Source organism: Thermaerobacter subterraneus DSM 13965 (assembly GCF_000183545.2).
Lineage (GTDB): Bacteria > Bacillota > Sulfobacillia > Thermaerobacterales > Thermaerobacteraceae > Thermaerobacter > Thermaerobacter subterraneus.
In genome coordinates this window covers 2,191,866-2,215,321 of sequence record NZ_JH976535.1, presented here as the reverse complement: position 1 = coordinate 2,215,321, position 23,456 = coordinate 2,191,866, and the positions used below count along the sequence as shown (strand labels likewise).

Annotated in this window: 19 protein-coding genes; 12 read left to right on the top strand and 7 right to left on the bottom strand. The window is 72.0% G+C overall.

Annotated features, from left to right (window positions below; all coding sequences use genetic code 11):
• Positions 1–331: 331 nt before the first annotated feature.
• From THESUDRAFT_RS14650 to THESUDRAFT_RS08975, 6 genes are all read left to right on the top strand, one after another.
• Complete coding sequence (locus THESUDRAFT_RS14650) at positions 332–1,393, top strand: DUF2520 domain-containing protein (RefSeq protein WP_278199619.1); 1,062 nt, start codon at positions 332–334, stop codon at positions 1,391–1,393.
• A 62-nt stretch (positions 1,394–1,455) separates the two neighbouring features.
• Positions 1,456–2,436, top strand: coding sequence for a 3-methyl-2-oxobutanoate hydroxymethyltransferase (panB, locus tag THESUDRAFT_RS08995; RefSeq protein WP_341349091.1), 981 nt, complete (start codon positions 1,456–1,458; stop codon positions 2,434–2,436).
• Positions 2,437–2,554: 118 nt separating this feature from the next.
• Positions 2,555–3,439 (top strand): pantoate--beta-alanine ligase, encoded by an 885-nt coding sequence (gene panC, locus THESUDRAFT_RS08990; RefSeq protein WP_006904467.1) that lies wholly within the window; start codon positions 2,555–2,557, stop codon positions 3,437–3,439.
• 524 nt (positions 3,440–3,963) lie between these two features.
• Entirely contained in the window at positions 3,964–5,160 is a 1,197-nt protein-coding gene (yhbH, locus tag THESUDRAFT_RS08985; protein ID WP_006904466.1) for a sporulation protein YhbH, read from the top strand.
• A complete protein-coding gene (locus THESUDRAFT_RS08980; protein WP_006904465.1) occupies positions 5,157–6,419 on the top strand; it encodes a SpoVR family protein in 1,263 nt (420 codons plus the stop codon). The genes yhbH and THESUDRAFT_RS08980 overlap by 4 nt, the downstream gene beginning before the upstream one ends.
• A gap of 8 nt (positions 6,420–6,427) precedes the next feature.
• On the top strand, positions 6,428–8,347 hold the full coding sequence (locus tag THESUDRAFT_RS08975) for a PrkA family serine protein kinase (RefSeq protein ID WP_040827461.1): 1,920 nt from the start codon (positions 6,428–6,430) through the stop codon (positions 8,345–8,347).
• Positions 8,348–8,477: 130 nt separating this feature from the next.
• Here the strand turns inward: THESUDRAFT_RS08975 and THESUDRAFT_RS08970 are convergent, their stop codons facing one another.
• Positions 8,478–8,684, bottom strand: a complete 207-nt coding sequence (locus tag THESUDRAFT_RS08970) for a DUF1657 domain-containing protein (RefSeq protein ID WP_040826433.1) — start codon at positions 8,682–8,684, stop codon at positions 8,478–8,480.
• A 173-nt stretch (positions 8,685–8,857) separates the two neighbouring features.
• On the opposite strand from THESUDRAFT_RS08970, the gene pfkA reads away from it, so the two are divergent.
• From pfkA to THESUDRAFT_RS08940, 6 genes are all read left to right on the top strand, one after another.
• Positions 8,858–9,817: a 6-phosphofructokinase gene (gene pfkA, locus THESUDRAFT_RS08965; RefSeq protein WP_006904461.1), complete on the top strand. Its 960-nt coding sequence runs from the start codon at positions 8,858–8,860 to the stop codon at positions 9,815–9,817.
• A gap of 33 nt (positions 9,818–9,850) precedes the next feature.
• Positions 9,851–11,656, top strand: coding sequence for a pyruvate kinase (gene pyk / locus THESUDRAFT_RS08960; RefSeq protein WP_006904460.1), 1,806 nt, complete (start codon positions 9,851–9,853; stop codon positions 11,654–11,656).
• A gap of 179 nt (positions 11,657–11,835) precedes the next feature.
• Positions 11,836–12,939 (top strand): Mrp/NBP35 family ATP-binding protein, encoded by a 1,104-nt coding sequence (locus THESUDRAFT_RS08955; protein ID WP_006904459.1) that lies wholly within the window; start codon positions 11,836–11,838, stop codon positions 12,937–12,939.
• A 422-nt stretch (positions 12,940–13,361) separates the two neighbouring features.
• Positions 13,362–14,339 carry an alpha/beta hydrolase gene (locus THESUDRAFT_RS08950; protein ID WP_006904458.1) on the top strand — a complete coding sequence of 326 codons (978 nt, stop codon included), beginning with the start codon at positions 13,362–13,364 and terminating at the stop codon, positions 14,337–14,339.
• Positions 14,340–14,411: 72 nt separating this feature from the next.
• A complete protein-coding gene (locus tag THESUDRAFT_RS08945) occupies positions 14,412–15,626 on the top strand; it encodes an aspartate kinase (protein ID WP_006904457.1) in 1,215 nt (404 codons plus the stop codon).
• A gap of 208 nt (positions 15,627–15,834) precedes the next feature.
• Positions 15,835–16,854, top strand: coding sequence for an ABC transporter substrate-binding protein (locus tag THESUDRAFT_RS08940; protein ID WP_242823302.1), 1,020 nt, complete (start codon positions 15,835–15,837; stop codon positions 16,852–16,854).
• A 269-nt stretch (positions 16,855–17,123) separates the two neighbouring features.
• Here the strand turns inward: THESUDRAFT_RS08940 and THESUDRAFT_RS08935 are convergent, their stop codons facing one another.
• From THESUDRAFT_RS08935 to THESUDRAFT_RS08910, 6 genes are all read right to left on the bottom strand, one after another.
• Positions 17,124–18,047, bottom strand: a complete 924-nt coding sequence (locus THESUDRAFT_RS08935) for an ABC transporter ATP-binding protein (RefSeq protein WP_006904455.1) — start codon at positions 18,045–18,047, stop codon at positions 17,124–17,126.
• 39 nt (positions 18,048–18,086) lie between these two features.
• Positions 18,087–19,250: a FecCD family ABC transporter permease gene (locus tag THESUDRAFT_RS08930; protein WP_006904454.1), complete on the bottom strand. Its 1,164-nt coding sequence runs from the start codon at positions 19,248–19,250 to the stop codon at positions 18,087–18,089.
• A complete protein-coding gene (locus THESUDRAFT_RS08925; RefSeq protein ID WP_006904453.1) occupies positions 19,247–20,296 on the bottom strand; it encodes a FecCD family ABC transporter permease in 1,050 nt (349 codons plus the stop codon). Before THESUDRAFT_RS08925 ends, THESUDRAFT_RS08930 begins: the two co-directional genes overlap by 4 nt.
• A gap of 203 nt (positions 20,297–20,499) precedes the next feature.
• Entirely contained in the window at positions 20,500–21,681 is a 1,182-nt protein-coding gene (locus tag THESUDRAFT_RS13015; protein WP_156821780.1) for an IucA/IucC family C-terminal-domain containing protein, read from the bottom strand.
• 130 nt (positions 21,682–21,811) lie between these two features.
• A complete protein-coding gene (locus THESUDRAFT_RS13010) occupies positions 21,812–22,579 on the bottom strand; it encodes a hypothetical protein (RefSeq protein ID WP_207635425.1) in 768 nt (255 codons plus the stop codon).
• Positions 22,580–22,687: 108 nt separating this feature from the next.
• Entirely contained in the window at positions 22,688–23,245 is a 558-nt protein-coding gene (locus tag THESUDRAFT_RS08910) for an NUDIX hydrolase (RefSeq protein WP_006904450.1), read from the bottom strand.
• Between the last annotated feature and the right edge of the window lie 211 nt (positions 23,246–23,456).

Here is a 23,456-nt window from a genome sequence, read left to right as displayed (position 1 = left end):
CGCCGGCCCGGCGGGGTCCGGTAACGTAGCACCAGCCGGCCGCCGGCGGCGGCGGGCGCAACGGTCGCCGAACCGGGGCCGGCGGGAGGGGCGCGCGGTGGAACGGGAGGGGCAACACCCGCGGGAAGGCCACGGGATGGGCTCCGGGGCGCGGTTCAGCGGCACGCGGCACGGGGAGCCGGGGGTGGAATACCCCCCGGACGGGCCGGCCGGGCCCCGCGGGCAAGGCGGGCCCGAACCGGGCGGGGAGCACGGGGTGCCCCGCCCCGAGCCGCCCCTTGCACCTTCCGGTACACCGGGGCCGTCCGGAGCAGCGGGGGTTGGGGTACCGGTGGAGGAGCCAGGGGGACCCCCGGCCCCGGCCATCCTGCTGGCCGGCCCGGGGCGGGCCGGTTCCAGCCTGGCCCTGGCCTGGCACCGGGCGGGCGGGCCGGTGGCGTGGGTGACCGGCCGCCGGGACGAGCCGGCCCGCCGGCTGGCGGCGCAGGTGGGCGCCCGGACCATCGGCTGGCAGCGACTGCTGGCGGAGGGGCTCCCCGGTCCCTGGCCGCCCGTGGTGGTCCTGGCCGTGGCCGACCGGGCGGTGGCGGAGGCGGCCGCCCGGCTGGCAGGCCGGCTGGAGGCCGTGCCCGAGGCCTGCCGGCCCCGCTACGCCCTGCACCTGAGCGGCGCCCTGGGGCTGGAGCCCCTGGCGCCCCTGGCTCGGCTGGGCCTGGCCACCGAGGTGTTCCATCCCCTGCTGCCCCTGCCAGGTGGTCCCGCCGCCGGGCGGGACCACCTGGCAGGGGGGTACGCCACGGTGGTGTACGACCCGGGCCAGAACCGGGCCCCGGTGGGCCCGGTTCTGGCCCGGGGGCTGGGCGCCACGCCGGTCCTCTGGCCCGGCGCCACGGCCCGGCAGCTGGCCCTGTACCACGCCGCCGCCACCCTGGCGGCCAACGGGGTGACCGCCCTGCTCTGGGCCGCCCGGGAACTGCTCCGCCTGTCGGGGTACCCCGGCATGGCGATGGCCGCCCGGGTCGCCGCCGGCCGGGACCCCGGACCCGGGGCGGGACCCGGTTCCACCACGGCCGCCGGTTCCTCCTGGGGTCCCCTGGAGGCCCTGGCGCGGGCGGCGCTGGAGGCGGCGGCGGAGAGGGGACCGCTGGCGGCCCTGACGGGCCCCATCGTGCGGGGAGACGCGGCCACGGTGCAGCGCCACCTGGAGGCACTGGCCGGCGGAGCTGGAACGGGCGGCGGGCTGGGCGCCTTCGATCCCGGGCCCGCGGGTCGTTACCGGCTGGCGGCCACGCTGGTTCTGGCCGCCGCCTCGGCCCGACCCGGGGACCCGCCGGCAGGCCTTGAAGACATCGCCCGCCTGCTGGGGGCGGGCGGGGAGGGGGCCGGCCGGTGAGCGGTCCGGGCCGGAACCCGGCCCGCCCGCATCCCGAGGGCCATCCCGTGGGGGGAAGCATCATGGCGTCGCGGGTTACGGTGCGCACCGTCCTCGAGTACAAGGAACAGGGCCGGCCGGTGGTCATGGTCACGGCCTACGACTACCCCTTCGCCCGGCTGGCCGACGCCGCCGGCGTGGACATGATCCTGGTGGGCGATTCCCTGGGCAACGTGGTGCTGGGCTACCCGGCCACCGTGTTCGTCACCCTGGACGAGATGGTGCACCACACCCGGGCGGCGCGCCGGGGCGTGGAACGAGCCTTGCTGGTGGCCGACATGCCCTTCCTGACCTTCCACCTCTCCGTGGACGACGCGCTGCGCGCCGCGGGGCGCCTGGTGCAGGAAGGGGGTGCCGAGGCCGTGAAGCTGGAGGGGGCCGGCCGCGTGCTGGAAGTGGTCCACCGCCTGACCGGCGCGGGCATCCCCGTGGTGGGTCACCTGGGCCTGCTGCCCCAGCGGGTGCATGCCCTGGGCGGCTACCGGGTCCAGGGCCGGGACGAGGCCGAGGCCCGGCAGCTTCTCGACGATGCCGTCGCCCTTGAGCAGGCGGGGGCCTTCGCCCTGGTGCTGGAGATGGTGCCCCGGGAACTGGCCGCGGCCATCAGCCGCCGGCTGCGGATCCCCACCATCGGCATCGGGGCCGGGCCGGACTGCGACGGCCAGGTGCTGGTGCTCCACGACCTGCTGGGCCTGACCCAGGGCCGCGTCCCCCGCTTCGCCCGGCGGTATGCCGAGCTGGGGCAGATCGCCCTGGAGGCCCTGCAGCGTTACGCCGCCGACGTGCGGGCGCGTGCCTTCCCCACGGACGAGCACAGCTACCACATGGCGGCGGGGGAGGCCGGGTCCCGGGCCGGCGACGCGGCCGGTGCCCCGGCCGGTCCCGGGGGTTCCCGGTCACCCGCCCCTGCCGGTCCGGCCGGGGAGGCGCCCTGGGGCGGCCGTCCGGCCGGGGATGCCTCGTCCGGCGATGCGCCTGCCGATGCGCCCTACGGGGACCGGTAGGCGCTCGCCCGGATCCCGTGCCCGCGACGCGACCGGCGGGCCGCCAGGCTCCGCCCTGCGGCGCCCGGCAGCGGCGCGCCCGGATCGCACCCGGCAGCCACCGGGAGGAGGGACCCCCATGGAACTGGTGCAGGACATCACCACGTTGCGGCAGCACATCGCCCGCTGGCGCCGGGAAGACCCCGGGGGCCGGGTGGGCTTCGTCCCCACCATGGGCTACCTCCACGACGGGCACCTCTCCTTGATCCGCCGGGCCCGGGCGGAGTGCCGCCGGGTGGTGGTGAGCGTGTTCGTCAACCCGCTGCAGTTCGGCCCCCACGAGGACTTCGCCCGCTACCCCCGCGACCTGGAGCGGGACCGGGAACTGGCCGCCCAGGCCGGAGCCGACCTGCTGTTCCACCCCGCGGTGGAGACCATGTACCCTCGGGGCGAGCCGGGGGTCTACGTCGATGTGGGAGACCTGGCCCGCCGCTGGGAAGGGGCCCGGCGGCCGGGTCACTTCCGCGGCGTGGTCACCGTGGTGACCAAGCTCTTCCACCTGGTCCAGCCCGACCGCGCCTACTTCGGGCAAAAGGACGCCCAGCAGGCCGTCATCATCCGGCGCATGGTGGCGGACCTGGATTTTTCCCTGGAGGTGGTGGTCTGCCCCACGGTGCGGGAGCCCGACGGCCTGGCCATGAGCTCCCGGAACGTCTACCTGGATGCCGGGCAGCGCCGGGCGGCTCCGGTCCTTTACCGGTCGCTCGCGGCAGCCCGCCGCCTTCTGGAAGCCGGGGAGCGACGCCGGGACCGGGTGGTGGCGGCCATGGAGGCCGTCCTGGCCGCCGAGCCCCTGGTTGAACCCGAGTACGCGGCCGCCGTCGCCGCGGAGACCCTGGAGCCCGCCGATCCGGTGGAGGGCGAGGTGCTGCTGCTGGTGGCCGCCCGCCTGGGCACCACCCGGCTGATCGACAACTTCTGGCTGGTGGTCGGCCCGGACGGCGTCCGGGACCGCTGGACTTAGAGCAGCTACCTAAGAGCAACGTCGCGGCCCGTGCATACACTGCCGTAGGACGCCGCCGGCCCACGGGGTCCCGGTGCCGGGCCCCCGGGAGCAGGACGCCACGGGCCCGCGCGGCTCCCGTGCCGGGCCCCGGGGTGGCCGGGGCGCCGGTGGCCGGCCCGCGGTGCAGAACCCCCCGCCCCGGGACGCAAGACGGGGGACCGGTGGCGCGGGAGCACGGGTTCCGGCTCCGTCCGTCCCCAGATGCCCCCGGGACGAACCCCCTGGGATTTCCACCCTCGCCGGCCGGTTCTTCCTCCCACGACGAGCCCCGCCTACATAACGGCCCCGGGCGACCCCGGGCGGTCCGGGACGCCCAGGATCTGGATTGTCCGGCCCGCATTCGCCACCGCCCGGGCACATACATCCGGAAAAACCCCCACCCTCGCCGCTGGCCTGGACCGGCGCGGCGGCAGCCCGCCGGTCGTCCACCGAACGGCCGCTGCCCGGAAGGGGCCCGTACATACCGCGAGGGGGTGAGGTCCATGCCGCGGGGCGTGATCGACTGGTCCCTGCACCGCAAGGGGCCCGTCGACCAGGCGCGGCACCAGGAAAAGGTCCGCGCCGCCATCCGAGAGAACCTGGCCGATCTGATCACCGACGACTCCCTGCTGACCACCGACGGCCGCCGGGTGGTCAAGGTGCCCGTGCGCTCCCTGCGGGAGTACCGGTTCCGCTTCAGCACGACCGACAACCCCCAGGTGGGGCAGGGGCGGGGCGGCAGCCGCAAGGGGGACGTGCTGGCCCGCCAGCCCGGCCAGCCGGGCGGGCAGGGCGACCCCCACGGGGCGGGCCAGGGGCCGGGAACCGACTACTACGAGACGGAAGTCACCCTGGACGAGCTGGAGTCCATCTTCTTCGAGGAGCTGGAGCTTCCCGACCTCAAGCCGCGCCGGCAGCCGGCCCTGGACGCCCGGCGGCCGCGGTTCACCGAGGTGGCCCGGGCCGGGCCCCTGAGCCGGGCCGACCTGCGCCGCGCCCTGAAGGAGAACCTCAAGCGCCACGCCCGCCAGGGGGAGGCGCGGCTCGGCCCCTTCCGCCGCGAGGACCTGCGCTACCGCAGTTGGCGGGACGACCCCCGGCCCCATGCCCGGGCCGTGGTGGTCGCCATGCGGGACGTCTCGGGCAGCATGGGCGAGTTCAAGAAGTGGACGTCCCGGACCTTCTTCTTCTGGATGAACCGGTTCCTCCAGAGCCGCTACGCCGATGTGGAGCGGGTGTTCATCACCCACCACACCGAGGCCCAGGAGGTCGACGAGGAGCGCTTCTTCCACCTGGGCGAAAGCGGCGGCACCCGGGTCTCGTCGGCATACCGCCTGGCCCTGGACATCGTCACCGGCCGCTACCCGCCCGACGGCTGGAACATCTACGCCATCCACTTCTCCGACGGCGACAACTGGGGGGAGAGCGACAACGGGCTGTGCGTCCAGCTGGCGCAGCAGCTGGCCGACCTGTCGAACCTCTTCGCCTACGGGGAGATCAACGAGAGCGGTTACCGCTCCCCGCTGATGACGGCCTTCGAGCGGGTGCGCCACCCCCGGTTCGTCCGGGTGAAGATGAGCCGGCGGGAGGACATCTACCCCGCCTTGAAGGCCATCTTTCGCGCCCAGCCCGGCGGGGCCGTCCTGGGCGCGGGCCCGGGAGCGGGCGCGGGGTCCGGCGGGGGAGGTGAGGGACCATGAGCCGTCCCGGCGTCACCGCCTCGGGCCCCGGGGCCGAGGGGCTCCTGCCCCACCTGGAGCGCATCTGGGCCGTGGCCCGGGACCTGGGGTTCGACCCCCTGCCCACCCACTTCGAGGTGGTGCCGGCCCCCGTGGTCTACGAGGTGGCGGCCTACGGCCTGCCCGGCCGCTTCACCCACTGGAGCCACGGCAAGGCGTACCACTTGCTGAAGACCCGGCACGACTACGGTCTGCACCGCATCTACGAGCTGGTGATCCACGCCGACCCCTGCCAGGCGTTCCTGCTGGAGAGCAACAGCCTGTTCGAGAACCTGTTCGTGGCCGCCCACGTGGCCGGCCATGCCGACTTCTTCCACCACAACGTGTTCTTCCGCCGGGCGGGCCGCGAGATGGCGGGCCTGGCGGCCGTCCACGCCGAGCGGGTGCGCCGCTACGAGTACGATCACGGGGTCGAGGCGGTGGAGCGGGTGCTGGACGCCGCCCTGGCCCTGGAGCCCCACGCCGACCCGTGGCTGGCAGAGGAGCAGGAGATCCCGCCCCTGCGCCCCGAGGAGCCCTTTGAGGACGTGCTGCTGTTCATCCAGCACCACGCGCCCCACCTGGAGGACTGGGAGCGGGACCTTTTGGCCATGGTGCGCGCCGAGCGGCTCTACTTCTGGCCCCAGATCCGGACCAAGGTGATGAACGAGGGCTGGGCCTGCATCGCCCACAGCCGCATCCTGCGCCGGCTGGACCTGCCCGACGGCGACTACACCGAGTTCGCCCGGCTCCACGCGGCCATCCAGGCCTCCTCCCCCTTCGCGTTCAATCCCTACGCCGTGGGCTACCACACCTGGGAGCGGATCCTGGCCACCCGGGGCTGGGACGAGGCCCGGTTCATCCTGGAAACCGAGGACGACGTGGCCTTCCTGCGCAACCACCTGGACCGCCAGGTGGCCGAAGCCTGCGACCTGTACATTTACGCCCGCCAGGGCGACCAGTGGGTGATCGTGGAGGACGACTGGGCCCGGGTGCGGGACCTTTTGGTCTTGAGCCGCGTCCGCGGCGGGTTCCCGCTCATCGCCGTGGTGGACGGCGACTACCGGGGCCGGGGTGAGCTGCTTCTGCGGCATATCTTCGACGGCCGCGAGCTGGACCTGGATGAGGCCCGCCAGGCGCTGGCCCTGGTGGAGCGCCTGTGGCGGCGCCCCGTCCACCTGGAGACCCGGGCCGGCGGGCACGACGTGGTCCTGTCGGTGCCCGGGGGAGACAAGGGGTGAGCGTGACCATGGGGACGAACCTGCACGAGCTCCTCCGCCGCCACCGGGAAGAGGAGGCCCGCCTGCGCTGGGAGGGGACCTTTGCCGAGTACCTGGACATCGTGCGCCGGCGGCCGGAGGTCGCCCGCCTGAGCCACGCCCGGCTCTTCGACATGCTGCGGGCGGCGGGGGTGACGGAGGCGGAAGAGGGCGGCGACGGCGAGCGGCGGCCGCGGCAGATCCACTTCTTCGACGGCCAGCTCTTCGGCCTGGAGGAACCGCTCAACCAGCTCTACGACTACCTGGAGTCCGCGGCCCGGCGGCTGGAGGTGCGCAAGCGCATCCTGCTCCTCATGGGGCCCGTGGGCGGCGGCAAATCGACCATCGTCACCCTGCTCAAGCGCGGGCTGGAGCGCTATACCCGCACGGAAGAGGGGGCGGTCTACGCCCTCAAGGGTTGCCCCATGCACGAGGAGCCGCTGCACCTGATCCCCGACTCCCTGCGGCCCCAGGTCAGCGAGGAACTGGGCGTGCACATCGAGGGCAGCCTGTGCCCCGTCTGCCGCTACCGGCTGGAGGAGGAGTACGGCGGGGACATCGAGCGCTTCCCCGTCCAGCGCATCGTCTTCTCCGAGGCGGAGCGGGTGGGCATCGGCACCTTCACCCCGTCCGACGAGAAGTCCCAGGACATCGCCGAGCTGGTGGGGTCCATCGACCTCAGCACGGTGGGCGAGTACGGCACCGAGTCCCATCCTCTGGCCTACCGGTTCGACGGCGAGCTCAACGTGGCGAACCGGGGCCTGATGGAGTTCGTGGAACTGCTCAAGGCCCAGACGGAGTTCCTCTACGCCCTTCTTACCCTCTCCCAGGAGCAGTCCATCAAGACCGGCCGCTTCGCCATGATCTACGCCGACGAGGTGGTGATCGGCCACACCAACGAGGCGGAGTACCAGGCCTTCGTCAAGAACGAGCGCAACGAGGCCTTGATCGACCGGATGATCCTGATCAAGGTGCCCTACAACCTGCGCCTGTCGGAGGAGGTGAAGATCTACCGCAAGCTCCTGGCGGAGAGCGACCTCCAGGGCGTGCACGTCGCGCCCCACACCCTGGAGGTGGCGGCCATGTTCGCCATCCTGACGCGCCTGGAACCGCCCAGGCACCCCAACCTGACCCTGATGAAGAAGCTGCGCCTGTACGACGGCCAGCCGGTGGAAGGATTCAGCCCGCGGGACGTGCGGGAGATGCGGGAGGCGGCCGAGCGGGAGGGCATGACCGGCGTCTCCCCCCGCTTCGTGATCAACTGCCTGTCCAGCGCCGTGATCCGGGCGGAGAACCGTTGCCTGGGGCCCCTGAACGCCCTGCGCGCCCTGCGGGATGGGCTGGATCACCACACGGGGCTTACGCGGGAGCAGCGGGAGCGCTACCTCAACCTGATCCACGAGACCCGGCGCGAGTACGACGAGATCGCCAAGAACGAGGTGAACCGGGCCTTTGTCTACTCCTTCGAGGAGACGGCCCGCAACCTCTTCAACAACTACCTCGACCATATCGAAGCCTTCTGCAACAAGACGAAGCTGCGCGATCCCCTCACCGAGGAGGAGCGGGATCCCGACGAGAAGCTGATGCGTTCCATCGAAGAGCAGATCGGCGTCCCCGAGAGCGCCAAGAAGGCCTTCCGGGAGGAGATCCTGCTGCGGTTGTCGGCGCTGGCCCGGCGCGGGCAGAAGTTCGACTACACCTCCCACGACCGGCTGCGGGAGGCCATCGAGAAGAAGCTCTTCAGCGACCTGCGCAACGTGGTGAAGATCACCACTTCGGCTGCCCACCCCGACGAGGAGCAGCTCAAGCGGATCAACCAGGTGGTCCAGCGGCTGTGCGACCGCCAGGGCTACTGCCCGGCTTGCGCCAACGAGGTGGTTCGCTATGTCGGACAGCTGCTGGGCCGGTGACCGGCACTGGTGAACCGATCCGCACCCTGCAAGCGCGCGCGGGAGCCCGGCGGGGCTCCCGCGTGCCGTCTTGCCCGCCCGGTGGACCGGCGGGCGGGCGGTGAGGCGTGATCCACGGTACGGCCGGCGGTTATTTCTGCTTGTACTGGGGCTCCTGCTGCTGGATCTGCTGCAGCCGCTGCTTGAGGCCGTTGACGGTCTGCTCCATCTGGTTGGCCAGGTCCCGGAACAGCTGCTTGGCCTGCTGGTCCTGGGTCTCCAGCTGGTAGCTCTTCAGATCGGCAAGGATGCTCTCGGCGCTGGCCAGCGTCTGCTGCATCTTCAGGCCGACCGTCACTCCGCTCACCCCCGCCTCTAATGTCGGCGGGCACGACACGGGACATGTCCGGCAATGGGTTGCTGTGATGCCGCGGGACAAGCTGCGCTACCATGGAAGGGTCAGGGCGACGCCGGTCGGCGAGGGGCAGGGTGAGTACGGCCGGCTGCCGGCCGGCAGGGGGAGGGCAAGGCGTGAAGCGCATCGCACTTCTGACCAGCGGCGGGGATGCGCCCGGGATGAACGCGGCCGTGCGCGCGGTGGTCCGGCGCGCCCTGGCCAGCGGCTGCCAGGCGGTGGGCGTGCAGGAAGGCTATGCCGGCCTGATCGAAGGGCGTATGGAGGAGCTGGACCACCGCGCCGTGGGCGACATCATCCACCGCGGGGGCACCATCCTGCGCACGGCGCGCAGCCAGGCCTTCCGCACGCTGGAAGGCCAGGAGCGCGCCCTGGAACAGCTGCGCCGGCACGGCATCGACGGCCTGGTGGCCATCGGCGGCGACGGCACCCTGCGCGGTGCGCTGGCCCTGCACCGGCGCGGCTTCCCCGTGGCCGGCATCCCCGCCACCATCGACAATGACCTGGCCGGCACCGACGTCACCATCGGCTTTGACACGGCGGTCAACACCGTGCTGGAAGCCATCAACCGGGTGCGGGATACGGCCACTGCCCACGGCCGGACCTTCGTCATCGAGGTGATGGGGCGGCATAGCGGCCAGATCGCCCTGATGGCCGGCCTGGCCGGCGGTGCCGAGTCCATCCTGGTCCCCGAGGTACCCTACGACCTGGACGACATCTGCGCGCGCCTCCTGCGCGGGCGCCAGCGCGGCAAGCGCCACAGCATCATCGTCGTGGCGGAGGGTGCCGCCCACGGCTTCGAAGTGGCCCAGGCCATCGAGGCGCGCACGGGCCTGGAGACCCGGGTGACGGTCCTGGGGCACATCCAGCGGGGGGGCACGCCGTCGGGCCGCGACCGGCTGGTCGCCAGCATCCTCGGCGCCGCGGCCGTGGAGGTCCTGCTCGGCGGCCGGTCGGGCGTCATGGTGGGCGTCCGCGGAGACGGCTGGATCGCCACCCCCATCGAGGAAGTCCTCGCCACGCCGCGCCCGCTGCCGGCGGGGTGGATCGAGCTGGCCGAGGTCCTGGCCCGCTGACCCCTTGATTCTTGCGTCACCGAGGTGATCCCCGTGGAGTACCGGCGGACCAAGATCGTCTGTACCCTGGGCCCGTCCACCGACGACCCCTGGGTGCTGCGCCGCCTGCTGGAGGCCGGCCTTGACGTGGCCCGGATCAATCTCTCCCACGGCACGGCGGACGACCACCGGCGAAGGGTGGAGATGCTGCGCCAGGTGGCGGCCGAGCTGGGCCGCCGCGACGTGGGCATCCTGTTCGACACCCGGGGACCGGAGGTGCGGGTCGGCCCGCTGCCCGGTGGCGCCCTGGAGCTGGCCGGCGGCCAGCGGGTGGCCCTGGTCGCGGCGGAGCGCGGGGAGGCGCCAGGGGGCTCGGAAGGCTCCGGAGCCGGGGGGCGGGCGCCGGCCGGCTGCCCCGTGATCCCCGTCTCCTACAGCCGGGTGGCCACCAGCGTGGGGCCCGGCGACCGGATCCTGCTGGACGACGGCAACCTTGTGCTCACCGTGGAAGAGACGGACGGCGTCTACGTGTACTGCCGGGTGGACGCCGGCGGCCGCCTGCTCCAGGGCAAGAAGGCCACCCTGCCGGCCGAGAGCCTGGATCTGCCCTACCTCAACGAAGCGGACCGGGCCGACGTGCGCCTGGGCATCGAGCTGGGCATCGACTTCATCGCCGCCTCCTTCGTGCGCTCCGCCGCCGACGTCCACGCCCTGCGGCGGGTGATCGAGGAAGCCGGCGGCGACCAGTGGGTCATCGCCAAGATCGAGAACCGGCTGGGCGTGGAGCGGCTGGACGAGATCCTGGCCAGCGCTGACGGCATCATGGTGGCCCGCGGCGACCTGGGCGTCGAGCTGCCCGTCGAGGACATCCCCCTCCTCCAAAAGCAGATCATCCAGGCGGCCAACCGGGCGGGCAAGCCGGTGATCACCGCCACCCAGATGCTGGAGTCCATGGTCCACCACCCGCGGCCCACCCGGGCCGAGAGCACCGACGTGGCCAACGCCATCCTGGACGGCACCGACGCGGTCATGCTCTCGGCGGAGACGGCGGCGGGGCAATATCCGGTGGAGGCGGTGGAGATCATGGCCCGCATCGCCCGCCGCACGGAGGCCGCCCTGGACTATGCCCAGCGGCTGGCCCGCACCGGTCGGGAGGAACACCGCACGGTGACCGACGCCGTCAGCTACGCCTCCTGCACCGCCGCGGAAGATCTGGGGGCGGCGGCCATCCTGACGGCCACCCAGTCGGGCTACACGTCGCGGATGATCTCCCGCCACCGGCCGCGCCAGCCCATCGTGGCCGTCACCCCCAGCCAGCGGGTGGCCCGCAAGCTCAGCCTGGTCTGGGGCGTGCGGGCCCTGGTCACCGCGCCTCAGCACGACGTGGACGGCCTGATGGAGGAAGCGATGCGGGGTGCGGTGGAGGGCGGGTTCGTCCGGCCGGGGGACCTGGTGGTGATCACCGCCGGGGTGCCCGTGGGCCAGCCGGGGACCACCAACATGCTGCAGGTCCACACCGTGGGCCAGGCGGTGCTGCGAGGAACCGGCGTCGGCCAGGGCAGCCATACGGGGCCCGTGCGCATCGTGCGCGACCCCGAGGCGGCGGGTCCCTTCCACGGCGGCGAGGTGCTGGTGGCCCTGAGCACCGACCGCGACTTCATGCCCCTGATCGAGAAGGCGGGGGCTCTCATCACCGAAGAGGGCGGGCTGACCTCCCATGCGGCCATCGTCGGCCTGCACCGGGGCATCCCCACCATCGTGGGGGCGGTGGGTGCCCTGGAACGCCTGCAGGACGGCGAGACCGTCACCGTGGATGCCCGGCGCGGCCTGGTCTACCGCGGTTGGGCCCGGGTCGGCTGAGGACCGCGGCCCCTGGGCCCGCCGCCCGCCGCGGGTTCCCCGGTGACCGGCCGGAAGGGCTTGGCCCTGCCCCCCGCGGTGCCCGCCGGGCTCCGGTTGGACGGCCTCGGCGGGCTGCCGGCGGGCGCGGGCCCCCGGGGCTGGTACAATGGAGGCACGGAGAAAGGGGGGACGGCACCGTGTCCCAAGTGACGCGGGAACAGGTCCTCAGCGCCCTGGCGCAGGTCAAGGACCCCGAGCTGAACCGCAACCTGGTCGAACTGAACATGGTCCGCGACCTCCAGATCGACGGGGGCCGCGTGGAAGTGGAGATCGCCCTGACGGTGCGGGGCTGCCCGCTGCGGTACGAGATCAAGAAGGACGTGGAGGCCAAGCTCCAGGCCATCCCCGGGGTGACCGAGACGGTGGTCCACCTGGGGGCCATGACCGACGAGGAGCGGCAGCAGCTGATCGAGAAGTTCCGGCAGCCCCGCCAGCCCAAGTCGCGCATCATGGCCGACGACTCCCAGACGGTGATCCTGGCCATCTCCAGCGGCAAGGGCGGCGTGGGCAAGTCGACGGTGACGGCCAACCTGGCGGCCGCCCTCCATGCCTTGGGCTACAAGGTCGGCGTGCTGGATGCCGACATCTACGGCTTCAGCATTCCCGGCATGCTGGGCATCGAGGGGCGCAAGCCCGTGGCCTTCAACAAGGCCATCGTGCCGATCCCGGCCCACGGCATGCAGGTCATGTCCATGGGCTTCTTCGTCGACGCCGACACGCCCCTGATCTGGCGCGGTCCCATGCTGATGGGCGCCGTCGAGCAGTTCCTGGCCGACGTGCTGTGGGACGATCTGGACTTCTTCCTGATCGACCTGCCGCCCGGCACCGGCGACGTGCCCCTGAGCATCCTGCAGAAGCTGCCGCGGGCCCAGGTGGTGGTGGTCACCACGCCGCAGCCCGCGTCGGTGACCGTGGCCCAGCGCACGGGGATCATGGCCCGCAAGGTGCAGCATGAGGTGCTGGGCGTCATCGAGAACATGTCCTACCTGGTTTGCTCGAACTGCGGCGAGCGCCACGAGATCTTCGGCCGGGGCGGCGGCCGGCAGCTGGCGGAGAAGCTGGACACGCAGTTGCTGGGCCAGCTGCCCATCCAGGAGGAGCTGCGGGAGGCCGCCGACGCCGGCAAGCCCGTGGCGCTGTACGCGCCCGAGAGCCACGTGGCGAAGGCGTTCCTCGACCTGGCCGGTCGCATCGCCCAGCTGACCCTGCCGGCCGAGCGGCTGGCGGCCGCGTCCCGATAGAGGGATGCAGGGAGGCATCGCATGCACGGGAAGGACGCGGCCCGTCAAACGGAACGATCCTGCTCTTGATGGGGCGTTGATGGGGCGCCGGGCGGGCCGCGTCTGGGGGGTGCCGCCCACGACACCCCGCTAAGCAGGGGGCCGCTGCATGCCGCCGAGTGGGGCATCATCCCGTGGCCTCTGTGGCCCCCTTGCGACCCCAGCGCAAGGCTTGCGCTCCGCTTCCGCCGGCCGGGTGTCCCCGGGGAATCCCCGGCGACCCCGGCCGGCTGGCGTGTCTTGCCGCAGGCTGGAAGGTGGTCTCCGCCCCCGGGTCGAACCCGTTGGCTGGTTCGATGGCTTTGGCAAGGCGGATCTTCGTGGGCAGCCGGGCTCGCCGGCGTGGCCGGCAACCGGCTGGAACGCCAAGCGGGGGATGGCGGGTGAGAGGGAACCTGGGGGACCTAGGGGCCGGAACGGGCCGCCGGCCTCGCCTGCGGCGGTGGCTGGGGTGGAGCCTGGCGGCGTTCCTGGTGCTGGTCACGGCAGCCTGTGTGGCGATTTCCTGGCAGGTGGGCCTGGGCCTGATCCACCCCGAGCGAGAGCCGGTGACGGCGGACCCTTCCAGCCGCGGCCTGGCCTTTGAGGACGTGACCTTCACGAGCCGCGATGGCGTCCGCCTCGAGGGCTGGTTCCTCCCCGCGGCGGGCGGCGTGGCGCCGCGGACCGTGGTCTTCGCCCACGGCTACGGGAAGAACCGGCTGCAGGACGACGTGCCCGCCCTGGACGTGGCGGCGGCCCTGGTCCGGGCGGGATTCAACGTCCTGATGTTCGACTTCCGGAACAGCGGCAGTTCGGGCGGCGACCGCACCACCGTGGGCCAGGAGGAGGTGCAGGACCTGGCCGCGGCGGTGGAGTGGGTCCGCGCCACCTACGGCCCGGACCAGGCGGTGGGCCTGCTGGGCTGGTCCATGGGGGCGGTGACGGCGATCCTCACAGCGGGCGGGGCCGAACCGGTGCAGGCCGTGGTGGCCGACGCGCCCTTCGCCGACCTGCGCACCTACCTGGAGGAGAACCTGTCCCACTGGACCGGCTTGCCCGAGTTTCCCTTCAACTGGCTGATCCGCACCCTGCTGCCCCCGCTGGCCGGCGTCCACCCCGAGCGGGTGCGGCCCGTGGAGGCCGTGACCCGGATGGCGACCACCCCCCTGCTGCTGATCCACGGCACCGCGGACACGGTGATCGGCCCCCACCACAGCCGCCAGCTGGCCCTGGTGGCCGAGCGCTCGGGGGTGCCGGTGGAACTGTGGGAGGTGGAGGGGGCGGGGCACGTCAAGGCCTACGCCACGGCGCCGGAGGCGTACCTGCAGCGGGTCGTCGCCTTCTTCGACAGCCACCTGGGCGGCCCGTCCGGCCGGTAGACCTTTACACGGATGCCGCCGGGCGAAACAATACCGGACAAGGACTCTGGCGTTGGGACGGAGGAATGAGCCTTGTCCCTTTGGGTGTGGAAGTTCGGCGGCAGTTCTGTGGCGGGACCGGACCGCATCCGTCACGTGGCCCGGCGGGTGGCGGAGGCCCGCAAGGAAGGGCACGACCTGGTGGTGGTCGTCTCGGCCATGGGGGACACCACCGACGACCTCATCGATCTCGCCCGGCAGCTCCACCCCGAACCTCCTGCGCGGGAACTTGACGCCCTCCTGGCGACCGGCGAGCAGGCCAGCGCGGCCTTGCTGGCCATGGCCCTGGACGCTCTGGGTGTGCCGGCCCGCTCCTTTACCGGCTGGCAGGCGGGCATCCAGACCGAGGGGGCCCACGGCAACGCCCGGGTACGGGCCATCGCCGCCGAGCGGCTGCGGGAGGCCTTGGAGGCCGGGTTCGTCCCCGTGGTGGCGGGCTTTCAGGGGCTCAACGCCGAGGGGCACGTGACCACGCTCGGACGCGGCGGGTCCGACACCACGGCGGTGGCCCTGGCGGCGGCGCTGGAAGCCGAGCGCTGCGAGATCTTCAGCGACGTGGAGGGCGTGTTCACCGCCGACCCGCGGGTCGTGCCGGACGCCCGGCTGCTGCCCGTCATCTCCTACGACGAGATGATGGAGCTGGCTCGCCTGGGTGCCCAGGTGCTCCACCACCGGGCGGTGACCTGCGCCCAGCGCCACGGCATCGTGATCCATGCCCGCTCGACCTTCTCGGACCACCCGGGGACGCGGGTGGTGCCGGCGGGCACCGTCGAGCCCGACCGCCCCGTCAGCGGCGTCACCTCCGATCGCCACGTGGCGCGGCTGGCCCTGGTCTCGGTGCCCAACGTGCCGGGCATCGCCCACCGGGTCTTCAGCGCCCTGGCCGAGGCCGGGATCAACGTGGACATGATCAGCCAGTCGGTGGCGCGCAACGGCCACCAGGACATCGCCTTCACCATTGCCGACGGTCACCTGCCCGTGGCCCGCCGCGTGCTGGAACCGCTGGTGCGGGAGTTGCCGGCCCAGCGGCTGGTGGTGGACGACGGCATCGCCAAGGTCAGCGCCGTGGGGGCGGGGATGGCGACCCAGCCCGGGGTGGCGGCCACCATGTTCGGCGCCCTGGCGGGGGCCGGGATCAACATCGAGATGATCAGCACGTCGGAGATCAGCATCTCCTGCCTGGTGGCCCGGGAACAGGTGGACGAGGCGGTGCGGGCGGTCCATGCCGCCTTCGACCTGGGGCGGTGAGGCTGGCGGCGCCGGTTCACCCGTCCACCGGGGCCATCAGCTGGCACCAGAAAATGAAATTGACACTCAATAATGACTCCGTTACCATGGGCACTGTCTGATAACCCTTCTCATTAATTTTCGGGAGGGCGGGGTGCCCATGGAAGCGAGGTTGTTCGGTGGAAGCACGCAGACGGCCGGAGGAACGCGGCGGGCCAGGCGGGCGCGGGTGCCCAGGGGCAGGCTGCTGATCGTGGCCTTGCTCCTAGCATCCCTGATGCTCGCCGCCTGCGGCGGCTCGGCCGGGAACACCAGCGGCGGCACGCCGACCGGGACGGCCAGCGGCAGCGGGACCGGTACGGGCACGGGCTCGGCTGAAGGCTCGGCAGAAGAAGGCTATGTGGTCCGTCACGCCATGGGGGAGACCCCCATCCCCCGAACCCCGGAGCGGATCGTGGTGCTGACCAACGAAGCCACTGAGGCCCTGCTGGCCCTGGGCATCAAGCCGGTGGGGGCGGCCAATTCCTGGCTGGGCGATCCCTGGTATGACCACATCGCGCCCCTGATGGAGGGCGTGACGCCCGTCGGCAAGGAAGACCAGCCCAACCTTGAGGCCATCGCCGCCTTGCAGCCGGACCTGATCCTGGGCACCAAGATGCGCCACGAGAAGATCTACGGCCAGCTGTCCCAGATCGCGCCGACGGTCTTCTCCGAGACGATCCGCGGCAAGTGGCAGGAGAACTTCATGCTCTGGGCCGAGGCCGTGAACCGCAAGGCCGAGGGCGAGCACCTGCTGGCCGAGTGGGACCAGCGGCTCGAGCACTTCCGCCAGCAGGCGGGGGACAAGCTGGACCTGCAGATCTCCCTGGTGCGCTTCATGCCGGGCCGCGTCCGCATCCTCTACAAGGACACCTTCGCCGGCAGCATCCTGGAGGAGATCGGCTTCAAGCGGCCGCCGGCCCAGGACAAGCCGGAGTTCGCGGCGGAGGTCGGCAAGGAACGGATCCCCGAGATGGACGGCGACATCCTGTTCTACTACAGCTATGAAACCGGCGACGGCCAGGCCACCAGTCTGGAGCAGGAGTGGACCCAGGATCCCCTTTGGAAGAACCTGCCCGTGGTGAAGCGCGGCCAGGTCTACAAGGTCGATGACGTCATCTGGAATACCGCGGGCGGCATCCTGGCAGCCAACCTGATGCTGGACGACCTCTACCGGTACGTGCTGGGGACCGAACCGCCGGCCCGCTGATCTGGGGGCATCCGTTAGCCCGGGTGACCCGCGGGATGCATGCCAGGCGCGGGATGCATGCAAGGTGAGATGGTGGACGGCCGGGCCGGATGAGGGGCCTGCCCGCAAGGGCGGCCCCTCATCCGGCCCCTTGGTGCCGGGAGGCCCGGGATGCCGGAGCGGGTAGCGGCTCCGGCATCCCGGGCCTCATGCTTTTGGGACGGGCCGGCCGCGACGGCGCCGCGAACGAGCGGTCGAGCCGGCTTTGACCAGCTTCGGGCCGTAGCCGATCACGGGCCCGCGGCGGCCGCGCCTGGGGCGCCTGGGGCGAGCTCATGCCGGCGGCCGCCGGCGGCAGGCGGGATGGGGGTCCTTGTGTCCGCCTCTGCGGTGCGGGCCGTCGCGGTATCGGCCCCGGCCCCGGCCTGGGCCATCCACCGGCTGCACGGGACGCAAAGGGGCGTGCCGTGGATGGGGTCGGGGATGATCCGGCATTCGATGCCGAATACCTGGCGCACCAGTTCCTCCCGCAGCACCTCGGCCGGCGCCCCCTGGGCGTAGACCCGCCCCTGGTGGACGACCACCAGGTGGTGGCCGTACCGGGCCGCCTGGTTCAGGTCGTGGAGGACCATGACCACGGTCCGCCCGTCGTGGGCGTTGAGCCAGGCCAGGAGGTCCAGGATCTCCATCTGGTGGGCCAGGTCCAGGTAGGTGGTGGGTTCGTCCAAGAGGAGCAGGGGCGTGTCCTGGGCCAGGGCCATGGCGATCCAGGCCCGCTGGCGCTGGCCTCCGGAGAGGGCGTCCACCGGCTGGCCGGCCAGGTCCTCCAGGCCCGTCCAGGCCAGGGCCTGGCGGACCCGCTCCTCGTCCTCCCGGGTCCACTGCTGCAGCCACGACTGGTAGGGGTAGCGCCCCTGCTTGACCAGCTGCAGGACGGTCATGCCCTCGGGCGCCACGGGGCTCTGGGGGAGGATGGCCAGCTGCCGCGCCACCTCGCGGGTGGGCAGGGTGGCGATGGCGCGGCCGTCCAGCAACACCGCTCCTGCCTGGGGGCGCATCAGCCGCGCCAGGGCGCGCAGCAGGGTCGACTTGCCGCACCCGTTGCGCCCGATCAGCACGGTGATGCGGCCCGGGGGGATCTTCAGGTCGAGGTCCGCCACCACCGGCTCGCGGCCGTAGGACAGGGTCAGATGGCGGCTCTCCAGAACGGGCATGGCCTTGCCTCCTCTTTCAGGCGGCCGGTCGCACCGGCTTCAGCCCCGCTGCTGGCGATACAGCAGCAGCAGGAAAAAGGGCGCCCCGACGGCCGCTGTGAACACCCCCGCCGGCACATCCAGGGGTGGGAAGGCCACCCGGCCCAGGGTGTCGGCGGCCAGCAGCATCAGCCCACCCGTCAGGGCCGCCGCCAGCCCGCCCTGGCTGAAGGCGGGGCCTGCCAGGAACCGGGCGATGTGGGGGGCCAAAAGGGCGACGAAGCCCACCGCTCCGGCCACGGCCACCGCGGCTCCCGTCAGGGCGGCGGCCGCCGCCAGGGCCAGGACCCGGTCCCGATCGGGGCGCGTGCCCAGGCCCCCCGCCACCGCATCCCCCAGCTGGAGGGCGTTGATGCGGCGGGCTGCGGCCAGGGTCAATCCTCCTGCGCCCAGCAGCCACGGGGCCAGCAGCAGAGCGTCGGTCCACGTCGCGCCGTAGACGGTGCCGGTCAGCCACAGCATGGCCCGGTTCGTCAGGTAGATGGGGCTCTTGACCACGAACAGGGTGGTCAGGGCGGCGGTGGCCGCCCGCAGGCCGATGCCTACCAGGATGAGCCGCAGCGAGGCGCCCGTGCGCCGCGCCAGGGCGTGCATGGCCAGGGCGGTCACCATGGCACCGGCAAAGGCCGCCGGCGGCAGCCAGCGGATGCTCAGGCCCTCGCCATAGGTGAGGAAAGCGACGGCCGCCGCCGAGGCACCTCCCGTGACCCCTAGGATGTCGGGGGCCGCCAGGGGATTGCGGAAGACCGCCTGGGTCAGGGCCCCCGCCAGGCCCAGGGCAGCCCCGGCCAGGACCGCCACCAGGGCCCGCGGCAGGCGCAGGTTCTGCACCACAAAGGCTTCCGGCCCGGCGGCGGCGGTGGCAGCCGCGCCACCGCCTGTCCCGACCCCCGCCGCCGAAGCCCCGCCGAGCCCGTCGAGCAAGGCGGCCACCACCCGCTGCGGCGGGATGGCCAGGGAGCCGAGGCACAGGCTGCCGGTGAACGCGGCCACCGTGACGGCCAGCAGGGCGGCCGTGGCGACCACCGACCGCCGGCTGGGGTGGAAGGAGACCGGCAAACCCGGCAGCCGCAACGTCCAGTGGCCCGGCAGCGGCCGGCGGGAGAGCCGGGGCAGACCGGGCGCAGGGGCCGGTCGGAGCGGGTGGAACCGGGCGGCCTTCATCGCACCGCCCTCCGTCCCAGCAGGATGAAGAAGGGAGCGCCCAGCAGGGCGGTGGCGACCCCCACGGGCAGTTCCTCCGGCATGGCGAGGAACCGGCCGGCCAGGTCGGCCGCCAGCAGGGTGGCCGACCCGATCCAGGCGCTGTAGGCCACCATCCAACGGGGGTTGAGCCCCACGGCCGCCCGGGCCAGGTGGGCGGCCACCAGGCCCACGAAGCCGATGGGACCCGCTGCGGCCACGGAGGTTCCGGCCAGCACCACCACCGCCGCCCCCGCGGCCAGACGGACGGCACCGGCCGGGACGCCCAGTCCCCGGGCCACGTCGTCGCCCAGGGTCAGGGTGTGGAGGGCGGGGGCCACCGCCAGGGCCACCAGCCAGCCTAAAGCCATCCAGGGCAGCAGGGGGGCGAACAGGGGCAACTCGCGCCCGGCCACCGAGCCCTTGAGCCAGAAGAGCACCTCGTCCAGGGCCCGCTCGTGGGCGGTCAAGAGGCCGCTGGTCAGGGATTCGCCCAGGGCCCAGACGGCGGCGCCGGCCAGGGTCAGCTTCAGCGGCGTCGGGCCGTCACGCCCCAGGGCGGCCAGCGCGTAGACCAGAAGGCCACCGGCGGCGGCACCGGCCAGGGATGTGGCGGTGAGCACGCCCAGGGAGACGGGTCCTCCCAGCACGGCCAGCAGGACGACGGCCGTCGCCGCCCCCGCGTTGATGCCCGCCACCTCCACGTCGGCCAGGGGGTTGCGGGTCAGCATCTGCAGGAGCAAGCCGGCGATGCCCAGGCTGGCGCCCACCGCAACGGCCAGCAGGGTGCGGGGCATGCGGACGGTAGTCACCACCAGGTGGGCGTCTGTGCCGTCGAAACGGGTATACGCGCCGATGACCTCGCTCAGCGGGATCGCCATGGCGCCGTAGGCCATGCTGGCCGCCGCCAGCGCCGCGACGAGTCCGATGCCCGCCGTGAACCCGGCTGCCGGCCGCGCCAGGGGAAGGATCGGCGGCCGCCCGGGCGCCGCTGTCACCGGCCGCGCGCGCAGGAAGGAAGCCAACATCGACGCCCCCTCGCCCATCGACCGCTTCCGCCGCCGGGCCCGTGTCCCGACGGCCCCGTGGCTTCGGGCCCTTCACCGCTCCCCGTTGGACGGACGGCCCGCTGCGGGCACGCGGTCTCGGGGGCCCATGCGTGGCAAATGGTTTTGAGAATCCTTCTCCATTTCGCACTCGATTCGATCTTGAGGGGTCGGGCCCCTTCCCGTCAACCGCCCGGTCCAGACTGGATTGGAGGAGGCGGCGCGGGATCGGCGCACCGAGCCTGCACCTCACCGCGCCCCCGGAGGGGGCAGCAGCGGCAAGGCTTCCCCTCGGACAGCCGGAAACGAAGGCAGCAGGCCCGGCGGACGCGGCGGGCGGAGGGGGTCGCCGCGTCCCGCCACGGGCATTCCACGTACTCGATCCGGCCGGCCAGTGGATTGGGGTCGAACCCGGCGAGGGTCGGGGCGGTCAGCAGCCACGCGGCATCGTGGGCGGCGGCTTCCCGCAGGCCGGTGGGCACGGCCGCGAGAGGAGCCCTGGCGCCGCTGCTCTCACCGGTGGTGGACCCACGACGCTCACCGGCGGGATGTGCCGCGCCTGCGAGTTCTTCGTACAGGCTGGCGCAGAAGTTGGCCGTGTTCGTCCACAGGGTGGCAGGTCGGAGGCCCGTGGCCTGGTGCAGGGCGGCCACCATGGGAGCCACGTACTCCTCGAGAAGCAGGCCGAGGAGGTCGTCCATCCACGGGGCGCGGGGGACCGGCGCGCCACACCCGGTCGCGGCCTCGGGGACCGCCGTGGCCCCCGCCGCGGAGGCTGCGGGAAGCGCGCCAGGACCGGTCTCTCCAGCAAGCGGGGGGCGGCATTGGGGCCTGCCCAGGGAGATCCTACCCCGGCGCGGCTGGGAGCGGTGGCCCAGGAGCCTGGCGCCGATGCCGACGGGCAAGCCCGCGTTCCGCCCCGGTCCAGCCTCCAGGATGACGACGGTTTCCTCGCCGGGAGCGGCGAGCGCCACGCCCGCGCCGGTCATGGCGAGTAGGGGAGCGGTGAGGGCGGCAGCGCCGTAGTGCTTGTGCCACTGCGAGGCGACGGCTTCCACCGGGCCTCCCCAGCGGATTCGCAGGCCGGCGATCACGCGACGCAGATGTGCGGGATCGCGGAGGAGGGGCAGCGGCGCCGAGGGGTGGATCAGAGCACCCACGGTCCCGCGACCCCCCGCCCCTTCGGGGTCACCGGTCGTCGTGTCGACGGCGGCCGCCTTGCCGCCCGCCGTGCCCTCGCCTCCGGCCCCCGCATCGAGGTGCGATGCGGCCAGGGACACCAGCAGCCGGCGTCGCGTGCCCGGTGTCAGGGGGAGGGTGGTGAGGGCATCCAGAGCGGCCGCGTCGGCCGGGCAGCATGGGACCATGTTCCAATGATACTGCAAGCCGTTTGCAAGACCAACCGCGGGGGCACTCGCGGGCTTGCCCAAGCTTGAAATGCAAAAGTGCGGCGAGGAACTCCCCGCCGCCAAAGCCTGCAGGAGGTCTACTGCAATTTTATGCAGAGACATCCTCCTCTTTGAGATAATCAATGGCAAACTGCGACCAGGACTCCAGCCGCGCATAGAATTGCGGCTTGGTCAATTCAGAGACATCGGTCCAAAAACCGCGCAGCTGGTCTTTCTCCCGTACCTCAACCTGAATGGATTCATCAAGCTCCAGGAGAGTCAAAAGACCAATGTGCACACGTCCGACCCCGTTGATGTCATCGTTGATGAGGGCCATGACACCACGGTCCTCAACCGGCATATGACCATGACCAAAAACAATTTCTGTCCCGTCCGGCCGACGGAGCAAAAGCTCTTCAGTTAGCTCACGCATTGTTTCACCAGCAAGAACACTGCCGAAGGTTTCGGAATCAAAAAGCTTTTGCATGTGTCCACCAACGCCAATCGAAAGCTTATTGTGCAGGCGCGTCTCACCGCTACCGGATAGACGCTCGTAAACATAGATCTTTCCTGTGCCTTTCTGGCGCAGAACCACGTACGGAATAGGCTGTTTGTACGCCGGGTTTTCTTCGGCGTCGCCTCGACGCATCAGACGCGCATCCATCGTCATGTTCATTAGTACGACACGCACGTCATCCGGGTCTGTCAGGAGGCCTTGAAATGCATAAATTTCCCTTTCTCCAAAAAGCACACGTCGTGGCACAACAACAATTTGTTCGTCCATCTTTCCCATAGCGCAATCTTCTTTCTCCTCGACCTCTTTGTTCCCCAAGGGTTTCTTTGCTTTCGCGCGGTGTTGCCAGAAGTTCCAGCTCACTAATAAGGAGACATTATCCTGCTCCAAACTCGTCAGTAAAGCCTCGAAATCGGGGGGTGAACCGTCACAACACCCGCGGGCTGGAGCGGCATCGAATCGGTCTTCCCTTCACGCCGGTTCAACCCGCTGCGGACCCGGACGACCGGCGGTCGGGGAGATCGGAACGGGTGCCGACAGCAGCGGCGCGATGCGATATCCCTCCAGCCACTCGTCGCGATAGGCGGCGATGAAGACGAAGGGCGGCTCCGGTTCCAGCATGCGCGGCAAGAAGAGGGGGATGTTGCCGACCACACGGGGGTCGCGGAGCACCTGCTCCACCGGCCACCAGGCGAGCCGGCCCTCATCGGATGCCAGCAGCTCGCCGGTGGCGGCATGGGCTAAGAAGGTGTAGATCATCTGCGGCCGCCACCGGCCGTCCAACTCGTGGAAGCACAGGATCGCCCGCAGGACCGGGTCCTGGAGGACCAGCCCCGTCTCTTCCGCGAACTCGCGGACGACCCCCTGGATGGGGTCCTCGCCGGCTTCGAGCTTCCCGCCCGGCGCGTTCCAGCGCCCGGCGTTGGGCGGCTTGCGCCGTTCCAGCAGCAGGACCTGGCCCTCCCGGACCAAGAAGCCCAGGGTGAAGACCTCGAAGACGTGGCGCGGTTTCGGTGCCGTCGTGGTCATGGGTACACTGTTCGGCCCGCCTCCGTCGAATCCTGTTGCTGTCGACTCCCCGTGCTGGGGCGCTCTGCTGGCGGGCCGGGTCAGGTGGTGCCGATTTCCCGGGAAATGTGCCGGTCCGGGTCGCGCGGGCGCGAGCGGGTGCGGCCAGGGCAGGGCGCCGGGCGACCGGGCCGGCCGGCCGGGTGAAAGCGAGAACCGGCTTACGGCGCGG